13 protein-coding genes and 2 pseudogenes are annotated in these 24,062 nt (G+C 66.3%); 8 read left to right on the plus strand and 7 right to left on the minus strand.

All coding sequences use genetic code 11. The features are described 5' to 3' along the window. Nucleotides 1–590 precede the first annotated feature (590 nt). The 3 genes from M3O59_RS02645 to M3O59_RS02655 form a co-directional block, all read right to left on the minus strand. Nucleotides 591–2,909: a protein-disulfide reductase DsbD family protein gene (locus M3O59_RS02645; RefSeq protein WP_116905936.1), complete on the minus strand. Its 2,319-nt coding sequence runs from the start codon at nt 2,907–2,909 to the stop codon at nt 591–593. A gap of 5 nt (nt 2,910–2,914) precedes the next feature. After that, complete coding sequence (cutA, locus tag M3O59_RS02650) at nt 2,915–3,247, minus strand: divalent-cation tolerance protein CutA (RefSeq protein WP_064629902.1); 333 nt, start codon at nt 3,245–3,247, stop codon at nt 2,915–2,917. Between the two features lie 492 nt (nt 3,248–3,739). Next, complete coding sequence (locus tag M3O59_RS02655) at nt 3,740–5,533, minus strand: endonuclease (RefSeq protein WP_116905935.1); 1,794 nt, start codon at nt 5,531–5,533, stop codon at nt 3,740–3,742. 457 nt (nt 5,534–5,990) lie between these two features. Here M3O59_RS02655 and M3O59_RS02660 point away from each other — a divergent pair, with 457 nt between their 5' ends. Both M3O59_RS02660 and groL read left to right on the plus strand, forming a co-directional pair. Further along, nucleotides 5,991–6,287 (plus strand): co-chaperone GroES, encoded by a 297-nt coding sequence (locus M3O59_RS02660; protein ID WP_064629906.1) that lies wholly within the window; start codon nt 5,991–5,993, stop codon nt 6,285–6,287. Nucleotides 6,288–6,413: 126 nt separating this feature from the next. After that, nucleotides 6,414–8,054 carry a chaperonin GroEL gene (gene groL / locus M3O59_RS02665; RefSeq protein ID WP_064629907.1) on the plus strand — a complete coding sequence of 547 codons (1,641 nt, stop codon included), beginning with the start codon at nt 6,414–6,416 and terminating at the stop codon, nt 8,052–8,054. Between the two features lie 117 nt (nt 8,055–8,171). Here the strand turns inward: groL and xopX are convergent, their stop codons facing one another. Next, nucleotides 8,172–10,295 (minus strand): XopX family type III secretion system effector, encoded by a 2,124-nt coding sequence (gene xopX, locus M3O59_RS02670; protein ID WP_116905934.1) that lies wholly within the window; start codon nt 10,293–10,295, stop codon nt 8,172–8,174. A gap of 501 nt (nt 10,296–10,796) precedes the next feature. Here xopX and M3O59_RS02675 point away from each other — a divergent pair. Beyond that, nucleotides 10,797–13,610, plus strand: a complete 2,814-nt coding sequence (locus M3O59_RS02675; RefSeq protein ID WP_181920560.1) for a TonB-dependent receptor plug domain-containing protein — start codon at nt 10,797–10,799, stop codon at nt 13,608–13,610. Between the two features lie 87 nt (nt 13,611–13,697). Here the strand turns inward: M3O59_RS02675 and yjjJ are convergent, their stop codons facing one another. Continuing rightward, the gene (gene yjjJ, locus M3O59_RS02680) at nt 13,698–15,110 is read right to left on the minus strand and encodes a type II toxin-antitoxin system HipA family toxin YjjJ (protein WP_372367706.1); all 1,413 of its coding nucleotides are present in this window, start codon (nt 15,108–15,110) and stop codon (nt 13,698–13,700) included. Nucleotides 15,111–15,340: 230 nt separating this feature from the next. On the opposite strand from yjjJ, the gene M3O59_RS02685 reads away from it, so the two are divergent. The 5 genes and pseudogenes from M3O59_RS02685 to M3O59_RS02705 all read left to right on the plus strand — a co-directional run. Next, nucleotides 15,341–15,550, plus strand: coding sequence for a hypothetical protein (locus tag M3O59_RS02685; protein ID WP_147308500.1), 210 nt, complete (start codon nt 15,341–15,343; stop codon nt 15,548–15,550). Between the two features lie 27 nt (nt 15,551–15,577). Continuing rightward, nucleotides 15,578–16,651: a 3-deoxy-7-phosphoheptulonate synthase gene (locus M3O59_RS02690; RefSeq protein WP_064629916.1), complete on the plus strand. Its 1,074-nt coding sequence runs from the start codon at nt 15,578–15,580 to the stop codon at nt 16,649–16,651. A 684-nt stretch (nt 16,652–17,335) separates the two neighbouring features. After that, on the plus strand, nt 17,336–19,513 hold the full coding sequence (locus M3O59_RS02695) for a translocation/assembly module TamB domain-containing protein (RefSeq protein ID WP_181920558.1): 2,178 nt from the start codon (nt 17,336–17,338) through the stop codon (nt 19,511–19,513). Between the two features lie 201 nt (nt 19,514–19,714). Further along, nucleotides 19,715–20,090: pseudogene (locus tag M3O59_RS02700) on the plus strand (hypothetical protein); the annotation flags it as partial. 140 nt (nt 20,091–20,230) lie between these two features. After that, nucleotides 20,231–22,123: pseudogene (locus M3O59_RS02705) on the plus strand (hypothetical protein); the annotation flags it as partial. Between the two features lie 286 nt (nt 22,124–22,409). Here M3O59_RS02705 and M3O59_RS02710 read toward each other — a convergent pair. Next, nucleotides 22,410–23,330 carry an SMP-30/gluconolactonase/LRE family protein gene (locus M3O59_RS02710; RefSeq protein ID WP_116905930.1) on the minus strand — a complete coding sequence of 307 codons (921 nt, stop codon included), beginning with the start codon at nt 23,328–23,330 and terminating at the stop codon, nt 22,410–22,412. Then, complete coding sequence (locus M3O59_RS02715) at nt 23,330–23,848, minus strand: cupin domain-containing protein (protein ID WP_064629924.1); 519 nt, start codon at nt 23,846–23,848, stop codon at nt 23,330–23,332. Before M3O59_RS02715 ends, M3O59_RS02710 begins: the two co-directional genes overlap by 1 nt. Nucleotides 23,849–24,062: the final 214 nt, after the last annotated feature.

Below are 24,062 nucleotides of genomic sequence, written 5' to 3' on the forward strand. Positions count from 1 at the left end.
AAGTTGTGCGTGTTTTAAACGTTCGATTGAAAGTGCGCAGTGGCTGCGGCGGGTGCGAGTGCTGGCGGGCATCCGGGCAGAACAGGTCCGGTTGCGAGGGCCCGCCGCCTGCCGTGCGTAGAGCTTCTACGCGTCGGCGTGGAGTCAGGCTCGATGCGCTTGGGCCCGGCAATCAGGCGACACGGCCAGGTCGGCAGTGCTGCCGGTTTGGATATCTGCATCCTCCACAGCCGCGCGTCGGGGTTTTGTGCCCGCGGCAGCAGTTCGTCGTTTGGGTCTTCGATCGCGCTGCCTCGCGTGGTGGTCGATCGCCCGGGCGGCCTGCGGTGGCAATGGCGCAGTGGCGTGTCGCAAGTCGCACCGCCAGCAATGCCGCCAATCGACGCTGGCGTGTCTGCTGCGACCACCAACAGCCGGCGGATGCTCGCCGTTGGCCGCCGGATCTGTTTGCGCATTGCAGCGGCAGCGCCGCCACAACGATCTATGTCAGTGCAGCGCCGTGCGCAGCCTGGGTGGCGTTGCCGGGGTTGGTGTGTCGCCCTCGACGCGTTCGCAGAACATCACACCCTTGCCTGCACTCACAACGCGACTCACCGCGCCGCGCGCAGCAAGGCATCCTCGGTGATCGCGCCAGTCAGCACCGTGGGCAGGATCGCCGGTGGCGCGCCGGGGCCGTAGACCACGTACAGCGGCACGCCGACGGCCTGGTGCTGGTCCAGGAAGGCGCTGATCTTGGGGTCGACGTTGGTCCAGTTGCCTTTCATGTAGACCGCATCGACGCGACGCAGTGCATCGCGGAATTCGGCGCTGCTCAGCACGTTCCTTTCGTTGGCCTTGCAGGTCACGCACCAGTCGGCGGTCATGTTGACGAACACCACGCGGTTGTCGGCGCGTAGGCGGTCCAGCAGTTGCGGCGAGAACGCCACCACGCCTTCGGCCGCGGTGGCCGCGGGCAGGCTGAGGCGGGTGACTGCGACCACCGGCACCAGCGCCAGCACCAGCATCACCGTGGCCAGGCCCATGCCCAGGCGGTGGCTCTTCCAGCGGCTGCGTTCGAAACACCACAGCCCCAAGGCGAGCAGGGTGGCACCGACCAGCATCAACGCCAGCGCATCCACACCGCGCTGCTTGCCCAGCACCCACAGCAGCCAGATCGCGGTGAGATACATCGGGAACGCGAGCACCTGCTTGAGCGTTTCCATCCACGCACCGGGCGTGGGCAGGCGCCGCGCCAGCGAGGGGATGAAGCCGATCAGCAGGAACGGCAGCGCCAGGCCCAGGCCCAGCGCCAGGAACACCAGCATTGCCAGCAGCGCCGGTGCGGTGAACGCATACGCCAGGGCGGTACCCATGAACGGGGCGATGCAGGGGCTTGCCACCACGCAGGCCAGCACGCCGGTGAAGAAATCACCGAGTGGGCCGTTGCGCGATGCCAGCGACTGGCCGATGCCGCCCAGATTGCTGCCCAGCGTAAACACGCCCGACAGGCTCAGGCCCACCGCGAACATCAGATACGCCAGCGCGGCGACGAACCACGGCTGCTGCAGCTGGAAGCCCCAGCCGGCGGCCTGCCCGGCTGCACGCAAGCCGATCACCAGCCCGCCGATGGCGGCGAAGGACACCAGCACGCCCAGCGAGTACCAGATGGCATGGCTGCGCGCGTGGCTGCGGCTCTCGCCGCTGTGCGCCAGGCCCAGCACCTTCAGCGACAGGATCGGCAGCACGCACGGCATCAGGTTCAGCACCAGCCCGCCGAGCAGCGCCAGCACCAGCATCGCCAGCAGGCCCTTGTCGGTATGCGGTGGCGGGGTGCGCTGGGGGTTGCCGGCCGAAGCGTCGGCGACCGGGCCGGCAGTATCGGCGGCGGGTGCGGGTTCAACCGGCGCCTGGCCGGCGGCCAGCGGCGAAATCATCAACGGCGCGGCTTGCGCCTGGTTCTGCGGCGACACCGTGCCGGCCGGGATGTCGAGGGCGACGCGGCGGGTCATCGGCGGGTAGCAGATGCCGTCGGTCTGGCAACCCTGGAACGTGGCCACCAGGGTCAGATGCGCCGGGTCGGGGTGATCGCGCAGCAGCGGCAAGGTGACTTCGGCCTGGTCGAAATACACCACCACATCGCCGAAGTGCTCGTCGCGGTGCGCCTTGCCCTGCGGCCAGCGCGGCAGCCCGGTGCGCACGCCGCCGGCGCCTTCCAGCGCCAACGAGGTGCGGTCGCGGTAGATGTAATAGCCCGGCGCCGGGGTGAAGCGTAGCAGCAGGCTGTTGCCGTCGCCGACGATGGCTTCGAACGTGAAGGCCTGCTCGGCCGGCAGCGGCAGCGCGTCCACGCCGGCGGTCTGGCCGGGGGCGCCGAACAGGCGCGGGCCTGCCGCGCTGCGCGGCACCAGCGCGCCCAGGTTTTCGCGTTGCGGGGCGGTGGCTGACGCGCCGGCCGCGGCGGCGGCGGGCAGGCTGACGCGGATCTCGCGCCGCTGCGGCGGGTAGCACACGCCGGCATCGGCGCAGCCCTGGTATTGCACCTGCAGGACGGCGGTCTGCACGGCCGGCACGGCCTTGCCGGCCAGGGTGGCCTGCAGCTGCTTGCGGTAGGTCTGCACCTGGCCGAAGAACTCGTCGTGCTTGCTCTCGCCTTCCGGCAGCGCCAGCTCTCCGGCAGCAAAGCCCTGCCCGGATTTGACGCTGATGCGGTGGCGATACAAGTAATAGCCCGGCGCGATCTTCCAGCTCAACGCGATGCGGTCGCGGCTGTCGGCGGTGGCGCTCAGTGCGAAGGCCTGGTCCACCGGCAGCAGGTCGGCTTCGGTCACTGCCGCCTGCGCCGGGGCAGGTGCCAGTAACGCCAGCGGCGCGGCGAACAAGGGGGCGGCCAGCAACGCGCAGCGGGCGATCCAGCGGGACAGAGACTTCATGGACGTCAGGATTCCTTGCGGGTTTCGGCCCGGACCCAATCGAGATATGCCGGCAGCCCGGCGCTGGCTTGGACAGCGACCGCTTCCGGCAGTTCATACGGATGCAAGGCCTGCAACCGCGCGATAGCGTCGGGCAGGCGGTCGTCCCAGGTCTTGATCAGCAGTTGCACTTCGGTGCTGCGCTCGATCGCGCCGCTCCAGCGGTACAGCGATTGCGCGCCAGGCAGCTGGGTGACGCAGGCCGCCAGCCGCTCTTCAAGCAACGCGTGCGCGATGCGGTCGGCGCTGTCGGCGTCCGGGCAGGTGCTGAACAACAAATGGAGAGAAGGTGCGCTCATTCGACCTGCCAGTGTAATCCCCTGCCTGCGGGGGATCGACCGCCGGTTCCGGAACAGTGGCAACTTCGCTGCCTTCGCCGTGCGGAAGGGCAGGGCGGCCGTGCCTGCGTGCAGCGGCGGCCTGGGGCCGGCAAGTAGCGCGTGCCGCACTGCGCCGGCCATGCCAGGGCTAAGAACGCGGGCTCGGTTGCGAAGACTGGCCGACAACGTCTGCGGCGTGCGTTGCGCGGGCTGCCCCGACGATTATTTCGCTCGCGTGCGAGGAGGCAGCAGTCGTTGGCGAGGCGTTGTTGAAATTCCGCATGTCGGTGCGGAGGCTACGCATTGCCACGCCCGGCGTTAGTTACCAGCATCGGATCCGATCGAGGGCGTGCTGTCTGCTGCGAAGCACGCCGTCGGCACCGGCGCCTGGCCGCCACCGGTTCCCGTACGTCTTTTCCCGCATGACCCAACTCTACCGGCCCGTCGCATCATGCGCCGGGCCGGCGCAGCTCAGTTGGCCAGCTGGCAGCTGGCCGGTCTGGCCGAATTGAACAGACCGGTAGTGGCCCATTCGGGGTGATCCACGAACGGGTTGCGGTTGCCCTGGAAGCTGAAGATCACCTGGTTGCGGGCACGTTCGGCATCGTCCGGCGGGTCGGCCTGGTGCCAGGCCAGCAGCGTGGACAGCAGGCCCATGTAGGCCGGCGAGGCAAAGGTCTGCACGATCTTGCTGCGGTCGTCGGTGAGCTCCAGGTCCGGCTCGGACTGCCCGGTGGCCGCGTCGGTGCCGCCCTCGTAGCGGATCGCCATGTACATCACCGCACGCGCCATGTCGCCCTTGCGCTTGCCCCACACTTCGAAGGTGCCGCCGTTGCCGTCGGGCGTGCGCACCCAGTTGGAATTGCCCGGATAGCGCCCGCTGCCGCCGCCACTGCCGTCGTTGACCTCGGTCACGCGCTCGCCGCAGCTGCTGGTGCAGGTGGCATAGGGCTTGTTGCCGCGGTCGGCGTTGAAGGTGGTGTCGGTCAGGTACAGCATGTGGGTGTCGGTGTAGGGCGCATACGGCAGGCCGCGGTCGCCGGTGGCGCTGCCGAAGCCCAGCGAGTTGGGCCAGGTGTGCTCGCGGTTGTAGGTCAGCCCGCTGCCGGTCCCGGCCCGGTCGCTACCCTTGGCGTAGCTGCGGTTGCGGTAGGCGTCCAGGATGCGGCCGCTGTTGTTGGGGTCCTCGTCGGCCATCTCCAGGATGGTCCAGGTATTGGTGCCGGTGCCGCTGTACGGGTAGACCGTGTGGCCGCGGATGGTGGCGTTGAGCGAGCAGCGCAGCTGGCTGGCATTGGCGGTGTTGACCCGCGAGTAGTAACCGGTGGCGCCGCCGCTGGCAGTGGCCACGGTGAAGGCGATGGCCTGGTTGGCGGCCGGGCTCAGGCCGCTGGCATCGCGGATGGCGCTGGCGGTGATGGCCAGGGTGCAGCGCTCGCCGCCGACCAGGGCGGTGTTGGTGGACAGGGTGAAACGGGTGCCCGTGGTTGCGTAGCTCAGTGCCACGTTGCCGGAACGGGCGCAGCTCAGCGCGAACGCGCCGCTGCTCAACGTCACCGCTTCGCTGAAGCCCACCGCCAGGTCGCCGGCCGCCGGGAAGCCGGTGGCGCCCTGGTTCGGCAAGGTGCTGGTGATCGTCGGTGCGCCCGTGCTGCCGCCACCGCCGCCGCTGCCGTTGAAGGTCTGGCCGCGGTTGCAGGCGCCAAAGGTCTGCGCCGCCGAGCCGGCCCAGCTGAAGTTCGCTTCCGCGCTGCCGGTGCCGGTGAGTTGCAGCGAACTGCCGACCGCGCTGCTGTTGCTCTCGCTGACCGGCAGGTTCTGGCTGGTGACCCCGGCCGCCGGGCCACCGCCGCCGGTGATGGCGCCTTCGTAGCTGAGGAACTGCACCAACTGGCCATTGGGGTCGACCAATGCCACGCCGTCGTTGGGCCCGTTCTGCACGCCGTTGCTGGCGTAGCTCACGGTGGCCAGCCGCACCTGGCTGCCGCAGCTGACCGGGCTGCCGGCCGGCACCGCGGTGTTGGCGTAGACCGTGGCCGCGCTCGGGGCGCTGCCGTTATACAGATAGATGCGGTAGCCGCTCAGCGATTCGCCGGCGGTGGCCACCACTTCCACGCCTTCGCCGCTGTCGCCGGAGGCGCCTGCGTCGTCGTAGTGCAGCTCGTTGATGAAGACCGCCGCATTGGCGGCCGTGGCGCTCAGCGCGAACGCGCAGGCCAGGGGCAGGGTGCAACGCAGGGACACAGCACGGGACGGCAACCTCATCGACAGCTCCTTGTGATCGGGGAATGCGCTCCCGACTGTAAAACGTGCGCATGACAAACGGTGGAACCTGGTTCCATTTCTAGAGCGCGACTGGATGCGCGCCTGGGCCTGCGCGGCATGGGGCACGCGCAGGCTGCGGGGAGATCAGCGGCGGCGCTGCTTCGCGCGGTGTGGCTTCGGGCAAGGAGCGCCTGCATCGGCCCTGCCGCCGCTGCCGATGCGCACGCGCAGGACGCGTTGCGGGCCGCCGCCGCAGTTGTCCTAGCCTCTGGATGAGACCGCGCAGACGAAAAATTTTTTGCGCCCAGCCCTTGAAAGCCGCCCGCGCAGCACAATCTCTGGCCCGCACCCGCTCAGTCGGGTTTTTTCCGCGCGCTGTGCTGGCAGTCGTCATATGCGAGTGCTAACATCGCCGATAATTTCCAGAACAATCAAACACTTAAGAGGGTCTTTCTCTATGAGCATGAAGCCGCTTCACGACCGCGTTGTAGTCAAGCCGATCGAAGCCGACGAAGTTTCCGCCGGCGGCATCGTGATCCCGGACTCCGCCAAGGAAAAGTCCACCAAGGGTGAAGTCGTCGCCATCGGCCCCGGCAAGCCGCTGGACAACGGCAGCGTGCGCGCGCCGGCGGTCAAGGTCGGTGACAAGGTCATCTACGGCCAGTACGCCGGCAGCAGCTACAAGGCCGAAGGCATCGAGTACAAGGTGCTGCGCGAAGACGACATTCTGGCCGTCATCGGCTCAAGCCGTTGACGGCGGGATTCGGGAGTCGAGATTCGGGATTGGTCAGTGCGCTTGGCGCAGCTGATCCCGCATCCCTCCCGGAACCCGCTCTAGCGAATTCCCAATCCCCAATCTCAAATCCCGGAGTTTCAGACAATGGCTGCTAAAGACATTCGTTTCGGTGAAGACGCACGTACCCGTATGGTTCGTGGCGTCAACGTGCTTGCCAATGCCGTGAAGGCAACCCTTGGCCCGAAGGGCCGCAACGTCGTGCTCGAGAAGAGCTTCGGCGCGCCGACCATCACCAAGGACGGCGTCTCCGTCGCCAAGGAAATCGAACTGGCTGACAAGTTCGAGAACATGGGCGCGCAGATGGTCAAGGAAGTCGCTTCCAAGACCAACGACAACGCCGGCGACGGCACCACCACCGCCACCGTGCTGGCCCAGGCCCTGATCCGCGAAGGCGCCAAGGCCGTGGCCGCCGGCATGAACCCGATGGACCTCAAGCGCGGTATCGACCAGGCCGTCAAGGCCGCCGTCATCGAGCTGAAGAACATCTCCAAGCCCACCACCGACGACAAGGCGATTGCCCAGGTCGGCACCATCTCGGCCAACTCGGACGAGTCGATCGGCAACATCATTGCCGAAGCGATGCAGAAGGTCGGCAAGGAAGGCGTGATCACCGTTGAAGAAGGCTCGGGCCTGGAAAACGAGCTGGACGTGGTCGAGGGCATGCAGTTCGATCGCGGCTACCTCTCCCCGTACTTCATCAACAACCAGCAGAGCCAGTCGGCCGATCTGGACGACCCGTTCATCCTGCTGCACGACAAGAAGATCTCCAACGTGCGTGACCTGCTGCCCGTGCTGGAAGGCGTGGCCAAGGCCGGCAAGCCGCTGCTGATCGTGGCCGAAGAAGTCGAAGGCGAAGCGCTGGCAACCCTGGTGGTCAACACCATCCGCGGCATCGTCAAGGTCGTGGCCGTCAAGGCACCGGGCTTCGGCGACCGTCGCAAGGCGATGCTGGAAGACATGGCCGTGCTGACCGGCGGCACCGTGATCTCCGAAGAAGTGGGCCTGGCGCTGGAGAAGGCCACCATCAAGGACCTGGGCCGCGCCAAGAAGGTGCAGGTTTCCAAGGAAAACACCACGATCATCGATGGCGCCGGCGACTCGGCCGCGATCGAAGCCCGCGTCGGCCAGATCAAGACCCAGATCGAAGACACCTCGTCCGATTACGACCGCGAAAAGCTGCAGGAGCGCGTGGCCAAGCTGGCCGGTGGCGTTGCAGTGATCAAGGTCGGCGCCTCGACCGAAATCGAAATGAAGGAAAAGAAGGCCCGCGTCGAAGACGCCCTGCACGCCACCCGTGCAGCCGTCGAAGAAGGCGTGGTCCCGGGCGGTGGTGTGGCCCTGGTGCGTGCGCTGGTGGCCGTTGGTAACCTGACCGGTGCCAACGAAGACCAGACCCACGGCATCCAGATCGCCCTGCGCGCCATGGAAGCCCCGCTGCGCGAAATCGTGGCCAATGCCGGCGAAGAGCCGTCCGTGATCCTGAACAAGGTCAAGGAAGGCACCGGCAACTACGGCTACAACGCGGCCAACGGCGAGTTCGGCGACATGGTCGAATTCGGCATCCTGGACCCGACCAAGGTCACCCGTTCGGCGCTGCAGAACGCAGCCTCGATCGCCGGCCTGATGATCACCACCGAAGCCATGGTGGCCGATGCACCGAAGAAGGACGAGCCGGCGATGCCGGCCGGCGGTGGCATGGGCGGCATGGGCGGCATGGATTTCTGATCCACGCCACTCGGTTGTTGCAGTAAAAGAACCCCGCCGAATGGCGGGGTTCTTTTATGCGCGTCACTCACGCTTGCGCATGCATGCGGCAGTTGCCGATGACCGGCGCTCGTCCCGTCAGGACGAAGGCGCTGTGCTGCTTGCGGCCTGATCCGGCGACCGATGCGCGTGCGCAGGCGAGCGTTGCTCAGGCGATGCACTGGCTGCGGCCAACGCAGCGTCGTCGTTCGTCTCCTCGATATCGGCGATATCGTCGATATCGGTGATCGTGACGCTGCTGCTGGGCCTGGTCTGCGCCTGCGCGCCGGCGTCCTCGATCACCTGCAGGGCGATCTCGCCGACCCGCTGCGCGTACTCCTGTGCCTGGTCCGGCGACAGGCTTTGCACATATCTGGCCGTGTCTTCCACGTTCTGGATGAGCTCCTCGGGCGAGGACGGCCTACGGATTGCGAGCGTGGTGCCGTCGGGCCCTTTGAACACCCGCATGACCTGAGCGCCGCCCCAGTTCATCGCCAGCTCTGCGCCACGCGCCATCGGGCCCGGCATGGTCATCGACATCAGCGACATGATCGCGCCGGCGTAGTAAGGCGATGCCGACGAGGATTCGATCAGGCTCTTGTCTGCCAAGGTCTTGGACAGTTTCTCCACGCCCAGGGCCAGCGCCATCACCAAGCTGCCGGAGCACATGGCCTTGAAGCGCTCCATTGCGTCCTGGCGGGTCGCATGTGCGTTGAGCGCCGACTGCATCATCACGGTCGTTACAAGGATAGAGTCGGCAACCAGGTCGACCGTGCCGATTCGATCCGGTTGGATCAGGTAGACCGTCAGCCCGGTCACTCCGGCCGCCAGCGACGCCAGTGCCAGCTTGGGTGCAATGTCGTGGTTGGTGACCTGGCGCGGGATGGTGGCTGGCTGGTCCTGGTTCCGGTCCACTTGTAGCGCACTGCTCAGTCGCTTGCTGCATTGGTCCAGCGTCTCCAGCAGGTGCGTGCACTGGGCATTAAGCGTGCGGGTGAGCTCGTGCCCTTGGCTCGGGTCGGTGAACGCGCGACGTGCCTGTTGAAACGCTTCTCGGCCGTTCTCCAGAGCGGCGCAGATCTCGTTGAGTTGCGTGCGCAATTGCGCGCTGATCTGGCCGGGCGTCAGGCGTGCACGCAACCGCTGCGCCTGGCTCTGAAAACCGGCGCTTTCTGCGAATTGGGCGCCCAGATGCGACACCTGGTGTTGCAGTCGATTGCCGAGCACGTTGAGGCTGTTCCAGAGGAAGGGCGTGAGCACCATCGCCGCGCACGCGGTCGATGCGGCCGCGGCAAATCCCGGGTTGTTTTCCACTGCTTCGGCCTGGTGCCGCATGGACGGGTTGCCGAATTTCTTGGGCAGTTCGGTGGTGAGAAACAGTCCGTTGAGCAAAATGGCGTAGAAGTGCATTTCGTTGGCGTCGCGCCCCAGCTGCCCGCCCATCAACGGGAACGGAAGCCCGTCGGCGGTGGGGCGCAGTGCAGAGGCCGAAAGCGTCATCACGCCCTTGGTTGCCGCGGCGATGGAATAGGCGAATGTCTTGGCCTGGTTGCCCAGAAACGGACTGGGGACGACCAGTGGCCACAGATTGACCAGGTTGGCCAGCGACTTCAGCGCCCGCCCGGCCGCAGGTGTGCCATGCTCCAGCGGCTGCAGCGCGTCTTCCACGGCCTTGATGTCGCCGAGCAATTGCTGACGGAAGCGTGCTTCCAGACCGGTTGCCGCTTCGATGACATCGCGCAGCTGGGTGATCTGCTGGCGGCACGCGGCCAGACCGTGCGGCGCGTGCCGTTCCGGGTCGGTGTGACGCACCATCTGCAGGAATGCAGGATCGTCCGCATGGATCTGCAGCATGGTGCGCAGATCCGCCAGCGACCAAAGATTGGACGCCCCCTTCGATACCGCAGCGTAAGCCTGCTGAACGCCGCTTGCCAATGCAGCGTTTGCGCGGGCGGCAAGCGTGGCGGCGGTGGACGGGCCGGCGGCGTGTTCGGGTGAATGGGCTGGCGGTTCGGCGTCGTGCGAGGGCAAAGGCCAAGCGCCGTGCTCGGAGTCGGCGGTGGACGCGCGCGAACGGCTGCGCGGAGTCAGCGCCGACAGGCTGGGGTGGAGCGGCGTTTGCGTCGGCGATGTGGCGTCGGCGACCGGAGCGCTGTCGGTAAGGGTGTCGTGCAATGGCGCCAGAGAAGAGGGGCCTGCGGTTTGCTGTTTCTTGATCTCCATGGGGGGGTTCCTTGATGGGAGGGAGCGGCCAGCGGCTACTGGCTGGCGCACATGCATCATTCGAACAAGCCTGCCCGGCCGGCATAACGCGATGCGAACTCCTGCGTTGCAGGAAGAACCAGCAACGCAGGACGGTGGCAACTTGTGCTCGCATGACCTGTTGCCACCTGCGCAGGGTCGAGTGCGCTGGGTGCGCAGAAATCGTGGTGGGGGCACCCCCAGCCCGCCGCATCGTCGATCGCCGTCACACTCTGCGACTACCTGTTGACACCGATGTCATCGCAGCCTTAGCGTCGCTGGGCAGGCGTTTGCGCCGAGCGGTCGGAGGGCCATCGGACAAGGGGCAGCGGTGCATGCATCGCTGGCGGACGTCGTTGCAGTGCACTGCCACGCCGGCCACGTCCGGCTTCTCCCGGGGATCTTATGAACTGCCGCAGTCATCGTCTTGCCTTGTCGATTTCCGTGTCCTTAGCGCTGACGGCCGCCGTCGCGCCACCGCTCATGGCCCAGCAAACCGAGCCGGATACACCGCGCGCCACCTCCACCCTGGATGCAGTCAGCGTCACCGGTTCGCGCATCAAGCGCGCGCAGGTCGAAGGCGCCCAGCCGGTGGTCACCATCTCTGCGCAGCAGATCCAGCAGGAAGGGTTTGCCACCGTCTACGACGTGCTCAACAGCATGAATCAGCAAGGCTCGGTGGAAGCCGATACGCAGTGGGGCTCGCACACGCCCAACGCCTCACCGATCAATCTGCGCGACCTCGGCCCGGGCCGCACCCTGCTGCTGGTCAATGGCCACCGCGTGGCCGATTACCCTCTGCCGTACGGCGGCGAAAGCAACTTCTCCAACTACAGCAATATTCCCTCTGCAGCGGTGGAGCGCATCGACATCCTCACCGGTGGCGCATCGGCCATTTACGGCTCCGACGCGGTGGCCGGCGTAATCAACGTGATCCTCAAGCGCGACTATCAGGGCGACCAGGTGCGGCTGCGCGGCGGCACCGCCACCGAAGGGGGGCGCGACAGTTTCGACGTCTCCTGGGCAGGTGGGCGCACCGGCGAGAACTGGAGCCTGACCTACGCGCTGCAGGCCACCAGGCGCGACCCGTTGAGCGGGCGCGATCGCCCGCAGATGGACGATTCGGACGACATGTCCTATTCCAACTGGACCGGCCAGAACCGCCTGTACGGCTTCAACCCGTTCACCGGCCTGAGCCTGGTCGATGCCAACACCAACGAGCGCCTGGCGCCGCCTGCGGGCACCTGTGCGCGCTTCGGCGGCGAGTTCGTCGATGCCCAGCGGCTGAGCTACGACCAGAACAGTGGCGCGCTCAGCAATGCCGGTAACTATTGTGGCGTGGCGCGCGATTACGGCGATTGGGGTCTGGTCACCGGCAGCGAAGATTATTCGGCCTATCTCTACGGCACCTGGAAATTCGGCGAGGCCACCGAAGCCTGGGCCACGCTCTCGGCCAACCGCAGCATCGGCCGTTGGACCTACGACCCGCCGTACGCGTATCTGGGCCCGTTCCAGGACGCGGCCACCGGGCGCTCATTGAACCTGATCCGTCAGCTCACCCGGCGCGAAGCCGGCGGCTGGGACCGGCTGGCCAACTACAACAAGGAACAATCCTGGGACCTCAGTGCCGGCCTGCGCGGGGTCTGGGCAGACCGCTTCGATTGGGAGCTGAGCGTGGGCCGCTCGCGCTACACCGTGGACGAATACATCCGCACCGTCGATACCGCGCGCGCCACCGAGTACTTCCTTGGCAGCCCTACCGGCACCGCAGCCGATGGCGCGCCGATCTATGCGATCAACGAAGCGCGGCTGTACTCGCCGCTGTCGTCGAACCAGTATGACGACCTGGTGGCCAAGTCGCGCAACTCGGCCTATTCGTGGGTCAATCAAGCCAGTTTCAGCTTGAGCGGCGATGTGATGCAGGGCTGGGCCGGGCCGATCCGCTTTGCCACCGTGGCCGAGGTCGCCAAGCAGGGCTATCAACTCTCGCCGGACCCATGCGCCAACGAGTGCTACCCGGTGGACGTGGTGGACAGCGGTGGCGGCGAACGCCTGCGCAGCTCGGCCGGGCTGGAATTTCAGATTCCGTTGATTTCCACATTGAGCGCGAATGTGGCCGGCCGTTACGACCGCTACGGCAACTACCGCTCATCTGCCGCGATTCCGACCGATGTCGGCACGCAAAGCGACACCACCTGGAGCGCGGGCCTGGAATGGCGGCCGGTGGAGAGCCTGCTGGTGCGCAGCACCGTGGCCACCAGCTTCCGCGCACCGGACATGCACTACGTGCTGGGCGAACCCAGTTCCACCAACCAGACCGTGATCGACCAGTACCGCTGCATTTCCTCCGGCGCCTACCTCACCGGCGGCTGCAACGACGAGAACAACAACATCTTCTACACCGTGGATGTGAACCGTCGCGGCACCCCGGATCTGCGCTCGGAAACCGGCCGCTCGTTCACCGGTGGCGTGGTGTGGGACATCGCACAAGGGCTGTCGTTGAGCGTGGATTACTACCGCATCCAGCTGGAGGAAATGATCAAGGACCTGGATCGCGACGAAATCCTGTCGGCCGAAGCCGGCTGCCGCACCGGCACCACCATCAGCGGTGGTACCTGGAACAATCCGGGCGGCGCGGGCTATTGCGACACCATCACCTCGCGGGTGACACGCAATGCCGACGGTACCCTGGCCAGCATCGAGCGCGGCCCGATCAACCTGGCGCAGATGGAAACCTCCGGCATCGATGCCGCGCTGAAATATCGCCTTGCCACTGCAGGCTGGGGCAACTTCCAGCTGTCGCTGGACTACAATAACCTGATCGCCTACCGCGAGCAGATCTACCGCACCGACAGCGATGAAAACCGCCGCGACGAACGCGTGCGCAGCCGTGTGCGCGGCAGCGCGCATTGGGACAACGGCGGCGCCTGGGACTGGACGGTGTACTTCCGCCGGCTTGGCTCGATGCGCGCCGTCAACTGGGGCACCTGCGCGCGCTTCGACGACGGCTATCAACCCAGCGCCTCCGACGAGTGCCTGGTGACCGATACCGCCAACGTACATCTGGGCGAAACCAGCAAACGTTACTTCGGCCGCGTAGGCCCGGCGATCTACTGGAACCTGAGCACCGGCTACAAGATCACCGACCACGCCAAGGTCAATTTCTACGTCAACAACCTGTTCAACGAAGTGGGCTACGAAAACAAGGAGCGCTTCTACGGCTACGGCTTCTACAACACCACCTTGTTCAACCCCATCGGCCGCGAAGTGGCGGCGGAATACGTGTTTACGTTTTGAGTGAGGTTTGCCGTGTGGCACGCCACGGCCTCATCGCCGTGGCGTGCAGCGGCGCATTGCGGTGGCATGCGCAGGCAAAGCGCGCCCTCAGGCAAGACGCGCTGCGGTGCGGCGCAGGCTTGCCAAGGCGCGCACGGCGATGTCGCGCATCTGATCGCTCAAGGCGTCATCGTCGATGCAGCGCTGCCAGAACTGTTCGGCCATCTCTGCGGCACGTCGCCACTGCGCGAAGTGACCGACCGTGGGCGCTGGAATCTCGATGTCCCTGGGCACGACTTCGCCACTGGATGCCGGCCGCAGCGCCATCGGCAACATGTCGTACACCGGAGCCAACCGTAACGGTCGCGTGTCGGCAAGGATCAATGCTGCATTGCCCAGATGCATGTCGGTGTTGCCGATGAGCGCGCCGAACCAGCTGATCACCTCCAGGCGCTCGGCATCTTCCGAACTCAGCCAACCATCGCGCTTGAGCAGCGGCGCGAGCGCGCGCCATGTCCCGACCTGAGACTGCCCGTAGAACGCGGCAAAGATCGCCATCAACGAGACAAAACCGCGTCGGCCCAGCGTCGGTGTGCGATCGAAACGCGTGGATTCGAGAAACACGCGCTGGCCTGCCTGTAGTCGCTGCGTCGTTGCGGCAGGGATGCCACCGGCAAGCAGCACCTGGTTGGCTAGATGTTCCATCTGCAGCAGATCTGCCCAGCGGCGCCCGGCAGGCTGATCGATGCGGTCGGAAAACTTCACGATGACCGGGCGATACACGCCATTTTCGCGCAGCACCGCAGTGAACTTTGGCTGTTCGCCTGCAGCGGACGAGCCGACGTCCTCGCCGCGCAGTGCGGCATCGGCATGCGCGAGATACGCCTCCGGGCGCGCTTGGATGTCGATGTCATCAGGCTGGTCGACCGACGACAGCGCACGAGCCAGCGCTTGCTCGCCAACGAGCAGGTCGCCGAGCTGGTCGTGACCGTCGGACAGCAGCGCGATGAGCGCGTCACTCGGCGACCACAGCGTGAGATTTTCGGGCAGCCGCAACGGCCCGGAGACGCGATGTGCCAGGTTGCGCCCGAGAAATCCCTGCGGGCGTTGGTCATCCAGAAACCAGGGCAACGACTCGAACACGCCCAGATGCAGCGGCGAATGCAGCAGCACGGGGTTTTCCTGCAGCAGCTCCACGAAGAAGTGGTCCTGATGGAGCGCATGCAACTGGCCCAACGCCACAACGCTGGCATCGCTGTCGATGCGGTAGAGCGGCCAGGCGCGCGCACCCCGCACCTCGCCCGTGGCGATGTAACTGGTGGCGCGTGCGCTGCCGTAACGCCGCACCGCAGTTCCTGCAGCGGCAACCAGACGCGAAAGTGTTGCCTTGCTCACTCCCAAACGCGCCGCAAGCTCGGCGCCGCGCAACGGGCCATTGATGCGCAGCGTGGTGACCAGGCGTTCTATTGCGTCGGGCTGTGGCATGCAGATGCCGTTGAAACGATTGGTGAAACGATACATAAATTTATAAGGAATTACAACTGCCTGACTTATAAGGAAAAATTTACATATCAAGGCTAGATGAAGCGCCGTAAGTGAAACGATACTTTTGGTGCCTTGGCGCTAGAAGTTTGTCCGGGAAGCAGTACTTGTATGGACCTGGACGGCTGCAGCGACGCTGGGGAAACACGCGTGCAGCGGCGGCGCTGTCAAACCAAGAACTGCCAGACCGGCGCGCTCGTCCGTTGCCGATGAAACAGTGGCAACGCGCAAAAGTGCGTGGTATCAATGCATCCCATGAACGCACCCCGCAGCCAGTTTTATTTTTGGTACTACGGTTTTCCGATGCCGCTGGCGGAGGAAGGAGTGCGCTCACCCTGAAGGAAACTTCAGCAGCATTCCCGAAAAGCCGCCAGCGCACACTGGCGGCTTTTTTGTTGCCGCAATGCCTGGCTCCCTGATGCAACACCGCCCACCGAGACACTGTTATGCCGCCTGTGACCGATGACCTGCGTATCCGCAAGATCGAAGCCCTTGCACCGCCTTCGCAGCTGCTGTCCCTGCTGCCGTGCGATGAGCGCGCCTCCGAAACCGTGACCAACTCGCGCGCCGCGTTGCACGAGATCCTGCATGGGCGCGACGACCGCCTGGCGGTGGTAATCGGGCCCTGCTCGATCCACGACCCGGTCGCTGCGATGGACTACGCGCAGCGCCTGCGCCCACTGCGCGATCAGCTCGGCGACGCGCTGGAAATCGTGATGCGGGTGTACTTCGAAAAGCCGCGCACCACCATCGGCTGGAAAGGCTTGATCAACGATCCGGATCTGGACGGCAGCTTCCAGATCAACAAGGGCCTGCGCGTGGCGCGCGGGCTGCTGCGCGATATCAACAATCTGGGCTTACCGGCCGGTGTGGAATTTCTCGACATCATTTCCCCGCAATACATCGCCGACCTGGTGGCCTGGGGCGCGATCGGCGCGCGCACCACCGAGAGCCAGGTGCATCGCGAAATGGCCTCCGGGCTGTCGTGCCCGGTGGGCTTCAAGAACGGCACCGGCGGCGACGTCAAGATTGCGGTGGACGCCGTGGGTGCGGCCTCGCATCCGCATCATTTCCTGGCCGTCACCAAGGACGGGCACACCGCGGTGGCGGCGACGGCGGGCAACCCGGACTGCCATGTGATCCTGCGTGGCGGCAAGGTGCCCAACTTCGATGCGGCCAGTGTGGAAGCGGCCAGTCAGGTGCTCAACACGTCCGGCTTGCCGGCGCGCCTGATGATCGATGCCAGCCACGCCAACAGCAGCAAGAATCCGGAAAACCAGCCCAAGGTCGTCGACGATATCGCCGGTCAGCTGGAAGCCGGCGAAACGCGCATCGTCGGGGTGATGGTGGAAAGCCACCTGGTTGGTGGGCGTCAGGAGCTGTTGCCAGGCTGCGAGCTGACCTACGGGCAGAGCATCACCGACGGCTGCATCGGTTGGGACAGCTCGGTGCAGGTGCTGGAACGTCTGGCGATGGCAGTGCGCGCGCGTCGTGCGCGACGGATCGCCGAGGCGGCGTGACGCGCCTGCAATGATGTTTACGCGTCGAATGCGTAAGCCCCTCTCCCCCCGGGTGAGGGGTTGGGGTGAGGGTACGGCGGAAGACAGCCATCCAACATCGTAGATCGAGCGCAGCATACTCAACGCTTGCCACGTTCAATCTGCGAAACGCGATGCGCAAGGCATCCAGCTGCAGCACGTCCAATCCAGCGCACCTGTGCCGTTAGCGATGACGAACAAAAATATCGACAGCCTGGCAATGAGCCAGCAGCGTCAACCCCTCAAATCAATCCGTCGGGCCGGCGCAGGGAGCCGGCCCGACGGATTGGACACCACCCAGTGATGGCCCGGCACGCTCATCGGAAGGAGGGGGAGAGAGCCTTCCTGCGACACCAAGCGAGCGGGCAGAAACGTTATCCGCTCGGCACGTGACGTTGCGATGTCGCTGCATGTCGGCGGCGGCAATGAAGTTCGAGAAGCGTTAAAGGCGCGGGGTGATGGATCCCGGCGTTTCCAGGAAGCCGTCGATGCACGCACTGTCACGACGCGACTTTGCTGCAATTGTCATCCAGCAGTGCCGCTCCAAGCTCCACCGCGAACTGCGAACCCCCAATCCCCAATCCCCACAACGGGCCCTGACCACGTTCACACCTCGCCGTCAGCGCAACCGCGATAGTGGCGGCAGACTCTTTCCTGCCTGCGCCCATGCCCTCACTTCGCGATCGCTTCCAGCGCTGGCCACGGCCATGGCGTCTTGCAGTGGTCGTCCTGGCGGCGCTGTACGCGCTGTATCTGCTGGCCGGCAACATCTTTCTCAACACGCCGTTGTTCGATGCTGCCACCAACCGGCAGCCGCACAAGTTCACCATGCAGACCGGCCCGGCGCTGACGCTGTTTCCCGGGCAGGTGATGGCCTGGAACGTGCGCATGCGCGGGCAGGCCAATCGCACCGTGTATGTCTTCCACGCCGACCGCGCACATGCACGCGTGGCGCTGCTGCCGTTGTTCCGGCGCGAGGTGCGTCTGCCGTGGCTGCATGCCACCGGCCTGAGCGCGGAGGTGGAAACCTCGGATAAGCCCATCCCGCCGCCGCCACGTGGCGACCAGGGCTGGACCCTGCGCTTTGACGCGATCACCAGCACCAGCATCCGCAGCGCACGCCTGGGCAAGCTGCTGATCGCCGGGCAGGGTCACGGCAAGGTCGGTTTTCTGAAGCAGCTCAAGGGCGGTCCGTCGGAGTTGTTTCCCTCCGAAGCGGGCTTTACCGATGCGGTGGTCAGCTACGACGGGGTGCAGGTGTTCAATGGCGCGCAGCTGGACACGCAATTCCAGTTTCCGCGCCATTACCGTGATGAAGCGCCGGGCTTGCGCAAGCTCGGTATCACCCGCGCCCGGCTGCAGTTGAAGGCCGCGACGGTGGCGTTGAAGATCGATACCGGTGCGCCGCATGTGGACATCCGCAGCGGGCCGTCGGCGGCGCGCGTAGAGGCCGATATCCGCCTGGACGGTGGCACGCTGCAGCCGGGTAGCCGTGCGGTGTGGCGGCTGCCGCTGCTGGCCGGTGTCGGTGCCACCGATCGCGGCATGCTGGCATTGCAGCTGGATGTGGCGCACGACATCCGCGTGCAGGCACGCCTGCCGCACGACGACAAGACCGGTAGCGAACTGCAGGCCGATCTGCGTATCGCCGGGCGCAGCATTCCGTTCGAGCAGCCGGCACAGGTGCTGCCGCGTCTGTCGGGACAGGTACGCGGGCGCTGGAAGTTCGAATCGTTGAACTGGATCGCCGAGCTGTTCGTGCGCAAGCCGTGGTTTCAGCTGGAAGGCGGCGGTCTGGTCGAAGCGGATCTGCGTCTTGCGCAGGGCCGCCTGACCAGTGGCAGCACCTTGGATATCCCGCGCGTCGAGGCCGTGGCGCAGGTGTTCGATACGCGCCTGGCAGGTATCGCCAGGGCGCACGGGCGCATCGACGATGCCGCCACGCCGCAGGCGCATCTGGACGTCAGCATTCCCACCTTCAAGGCTGCGCCACGCGACGCGCCGAAACAGATCCTGCTGGATGGCCGCGATCTGCAGCTGGCGATGCATGGCGATGCCGAACTGGCCCGCTTGAGTGAAACGCTCAAGGCGCAGCTGCGTTTCAGCGATGCGCGTGTGCCCGACCTGACTGTCTACAACCGCTATCTGCCCGGCAACAACGTGCGCCTGCTCGGTGGCAGCGGCAGCCTGACCGGCGATGTGGCGCTCAATGCATCTGGCGACGTCGGCAACGGGCATGCGAATCTGCGCGGGCAGGGCGCGCATCTGGCATTGGCTGGCGTGCAGATGCGTGGCGATGCGCAGTTGCAGGCAAGGCTGCAACGCGCCGATTTCAAGAACAAGTTCTTCGACCTCAGCGGTACGCGGGTACGCCTGCGCAACATGCGTCTGGGCGACGACGGTAGCGATGCCAACTGGTGGGGCGAGCTGCAGGTCGGTGCCGGCACCATTCAGGCCGACGCGCCGTTCCAGGTGGATGCCGATGCGGCCGTTCGCATGCGCGATATTGCGCCGTTGTTATCGGTGTTCGCGCAGCGCGCAGACTACCCGCGCTGGGTGCTGGGCTTGCTGGATTCCGGCGAACTGGATGCCACCGGGCGGCTGCGTTGGCGCAAGCAACAGCTGCTGGTCGATGACCTGCATGCAGAGAATGCGCGGCTGTCGTTACGTGCGCGGCTGGCGTTGAACGATGCCCAGCGCCGCGGCGACCTATATCTGCGCTGGGGCGTGCTCGGTGCCGGCATCGAACTGGATGGCAAGCAGCGGCAATGGCATCTGGCCGGCGCACGCGAGTGGTACGACGCACAGCCGGGACTGCTGCCGGCGGTGTCGAAAGCCAGGTAAGCCGCTAGCTGCTTCAGGCCATGCGTACTGCGGCCAGCCCGGCGGCCGTTGCAGGGCAAGCGCTGCAGCGCGTGCAGCACCCCGAAGGCGCACCGGACAGCGCAATGCTGCCCAGGCGCAGCCAGCCGCTGCGCATCGCACTCACGGCCCGCTTGGCACACTGCGCCACGCCGCGTGCGCGGTCTTCAGGAGCCTGCCGTCATGACGATGCCTGTTCGCGCCCGCTGGCAGCGCTTGCCGCGCGCAGTGCGTTGGCCTGTGCTGACGCTGCTTGCGCTGTACGCAAGCTATTTGCTGCTCGGCAATCTGGTGCTCAACACACCACTCGGGCCGGCCGCGCTCAATCGCAAGCCGGACACCTTCAGCATGCACTGGGGCCCCGGCGTCACCTGGTGGCCGGGTCGCCTGGCGCTGTGGAGTGTGCAGCTGCAAGGCCGCTCGACGCGGAACAGCTGGAACGTCAGCGCGCAGCGCATGAGCGGGCAGGTGCGGCTGGTGCCGTTGCTGCATCGGCAGCTGCTGGTGCCGGAGTTGCATGCGTTCGGCGTGCGCGGTGGGATGCAGGCTGCCGTGCCGGACGCACATGCTGCGGTGGTCCAAGCGCCGACGCCAAGCACGCAGGTGGCTGCTGCACCGGTGACTGGCGCAGCGGTTACGCCAACGCCAACGCAAGACAAGCTCCCTGTCCCGACCACCAGGGCCGAGGTCTCAGCCAGCACGCAGACGCCCAGGCAGATAACAGGTGCATCCACCGGTACGCCGCAATCCGCTCCGGCCGCCGAGGTTGCCGACGCACCTGCCGGCGTCCCATCGACCGCTCCTGCGTGGACGCTGCAATTCGATCGCATCGTCGCCGACAACGTGCAGGCACTGACGCTGCGTCAGCTGCAGATCGAAGGCAATGGCCAGGTGCAGCTCGGCCTGTTCAAGCAACTGCGCGGCGGGCCGCTGGAAATCTTCCCGTCGCGTGCGGTGTTTGAAGCAGCACGTGTGCATTGGGGCAAAAGCGAAGTGATGCGCAATGGGCAGCTGCGCATCGAAGCCAGCATCGCGCGGCACGGGGCGGAGCAGGCGCGCGGGCTGGCGGTGCTGCAGCTCACCGATGCGCTGGTAGCGATGCATGGCGATACGGCGGCACTGGATGTCACACGCAATGCGCAGGGTCGCCACACGCTCACAACGCGCGCCGGCAAGGGGCGTGCAGATGGCGAACTACGTTGGGTACGCGGTGCCTTGCAGCCTGGTAGTCGGCTGCAATGGCGTGCGCCGCTGCACGACAGCACGCGCGTACCGGCCGCATTGCTGGGCGAGCTGACGGCGCAGCTGCAGGTCGACCAGAATATGCGCTTGAAGGTGAGCATGCCCGAGCCGGCCGATGCCGGGCTGACACTGGACGCCGACCTGCGCGTGCAGGGCAGGCAATTGCCGCTGCAGGCACTGCGCAGCCTGTTGCCGCGCACCTCCGGGCACGCGCGGCTGCATTGGCAGCTGTCTTCGCTCAGCTGGATTCCCGCGCTGTTTCCGGATGTGGATTGGCTCACGCTCGAAGGCGATGGCCTGGTCGATGCCGATCTGCGGATCGATCGTGGCCAGCTCGGTGCGGGCAGCCGCCTGCAGGTGCCGCATGTGCAGGCGCAAGTGGGCGTGATGGGGCATGCGATCACCGGCCAGGCCAGTGCGGACCTGCGTGTGGACGCCGATGCCAACGGGCAGTTGCTGCCTGCGCTCGCCTTGCAGATGCAGCAGTTTTCGATTGCTCATCGCGATGCGCCAACGCGCCCATTCGTGCAAGGCCGCGATCTGCGCCTGGATCTGCAGACACGTGCCGATGCGCGCAACCTGAGCAGTCTGCGCGATGCCACGCGCGCGCACCTGGTGTTTGCCAATGCCCGCGTCCCGGACCTGCGTGCGTACAACCGCTATCTCCCGCAGCAGCAACTGCGCTTTGATGGCGGTAACGGCGTGCTCAGCGGCGATCTGCAGATCGAGCCGGGTGGGCGCATCGGCAAGGGCGGTCTGCGCATCGGGGCGCGTGCGGCGCGGCTGCAGTTTGCCGGCCTGGCGTTGCGCGGCGATGTGGATGCGGATCTGCGCCTGCAACGCGGCGATTTGCACGCGGAAAATTTCAGTCTGGATGCCAGCAGCATCCAGCTGCGCAATGTCGGCTTCACCGGCCCGGATGGACAGCGCCGCGATGGCTGGTGGGCGCGCATCGTGCTGGAAAACACGCGCATGCAATGGCGCCAGCCGGTTGGGGTGGATGGGCGTGTGCGGATCCAGGTGCGCGACCTGGCATTTTTGATGGCGTTGTATACGCGCGACCGTTCGATTCCGGGCTGGATGCTACGGCTGGTGGATGCCGGGCAGGCGCAGTTGACCGCACGCGCGCACTGGCGAGGCGAAACCGTCGTTATCGACCGGTTGCAGGCGCACAACGCACGTTTTCAGGTCGATGCGCGTCTGCGTCTGCAGGGCAATCAACGCAGCGGCAGCCTGCTGGCACGGTGGGGTTTACTGAGCGCGGCCGTGGGCCTGCGCGGCGACACGCCCGAATGGCATCTGCTGCGTGCGCCGGAGTGGTATCGCGCGCAGCCGGACCTGTTGCCTTGATCGCCACAGCGCATGCGCTGGGGTGAAGGAGAGCGCCAGTTCTGTACTGCCTGGTATTGTTTTGCAGTGCAGCGTGCAAGTCGCATTCGGGGCGCGCACTATGATCCTGCATCCCGACGTGGGGGAGGGAGCAAAGCCCGCTGGCAGTTCGCTGCAAGCGGGCTTTTTTATTGCCTGAACGTTGCCGGGTCAAGCGCTGAGCCGCGAAATAGCGAACTCGGCAAGCCCCGGCCAAGCAACGATGGGCGGCCGCCCGCGCGCACCGCAATCGCCAGACCCGCGTGGCTTATTGCCCCAGCTCCAGCAACCACAGCGCGCTGCCGCCGGTAACGAACAGCCGCCGCTGCTGCAGATCGAACGTGCAATTGGAGGCCGTTGCCGGGGTCGGCACCAGGCCGAGCCATTGCCCGTCGCGGTCGAAGATGCACACCCCGGCACCGGAACTGCTCCACAGCCAACCCTGGTGGTCCACACAGAAGCCGTCTGCCAGGCCGTCCGGCACCACCGCGAACCGTCGCCGGTTGTGCAGTGCGCCATCGTGCCAGTCGAAAGCGGTGATCTCCGGCCCACCCGGGCCGCCTTCGGGCGTCTGCGACACGTACAGCACGCGCTGATCGGGCGAGAACGCCAGCCCGTTGGGGTGATCCAGGCTGACCATGCGCTGCAGGGCGCCGCCGTCGGGCGGTAGCCGGTAGACGCTGTGATGGTCCAGTTCCTGCGGGCCCGGGCAGCCCTGGCTGGGCTTGAGCAGGCCGAAGGGCGGGTCGGTGAACCAGATCGCGCCATCGCGCGCCACGATCAGATCGTTCGGCGAATTGAGCCGTTTGCCCTCGAAGCGCCCCACCAGCAGATGCGCACGGCCATCGCCATCGCTGCGGGTGATGGCGCGGCGCCCGTGTTCGCAATGCACCAGCCGTTGCTGCGCGTCCACCGCGTTGCCGTTGGTGAAGGCGGTGGCGTCCAGCAACACGTCCACCGCGCCGTCCTCGCGCCAGCCAAGCACGCGGCGGCCGACCACATCGCTCCACACCAGGGTGCGCTGCGCCTCCCACCAGGCCGGGCCCTCGCTCCAGGTGGCCTGGTCATAGAGAGTCTGCAGGCGCGAGTCACCCAGCCGCGCAGCCAGGGCCGCGTGCTGTGTGATGGGGGGCGGGCAAACGGCTGGCTGGGCAGCGCCGGGTGCGCGAACGCGGCAGTAGCTATCCATCAACGCGGTGCCGGGTGGCCGAACGGATGCGCAGTGGCAGCCCCCGGCGATCGTGCAAATTGCACCAGCATCTGCAGGCACGGTTCGTCGCCCAACTGACCGGAGCGGTGGCCGCGCGCATCGGTGGTGCCCTGATCCTGGCCGAAGTGGATGTCGCCAGGCCCCATTTCCACCCGTGTGCCGTCGCCGGTTTCGATAAACCAGCGGCCGCGCAGCGGGATCACCCATTGCGGGTGCGGGCTCTCGTGCCAGTCGCCCACCCAGCCCACCGGCAGCACCGCAAACTGGATGCCGAGCACCTCGCCCGGGAACGGCCGCAACCACTGCGGCGCCGCACCGCCGCCCACGCTCTTGCTGCCGAAGCCGGGCAATTGCGAGGGATTGAGGCGGCTGTCGCCATCCGGGCCGGTCCACAGATGCAGGAAGGGCAGGCTGGGCGGCAGTGCAGGGTCGTTGCCGTCGGTGTCGAGCGGGACCTGCGAGGGCAGCGACTGTGCGGGGAGTGTGGTGGGCGACATGGCGGTGCCTCGTGCGAAAGCCGCAGTGCAGCATGCGCTTCGTCAGGGCTGCGTAAGCGAGATGTTCAAAGCGCCGAAAGGCTGCACATGCCGCGGCGAGCGGTGCAGTTGTGCGCGCCCGCAGGTGCTGCCTGCTGTGCCTGCAGTGGCACACGGTATCCAACCGAGCGCGGTGTGTGCCGGGTGTATGCCATCGACAGGACTGCGCGCCCGC

Origin of the sequence: Xanthomonas nasturtii (genome assembly GCF_023337365.3) — a bacterium.
Taxonomy (GTDB): Bacteria; Pseudomonadota; Gammaproteobacteria; order Xanthomonadales; family Xanthomonadaceae; genus Xanthomonas; species Xanthomonas nasturtii.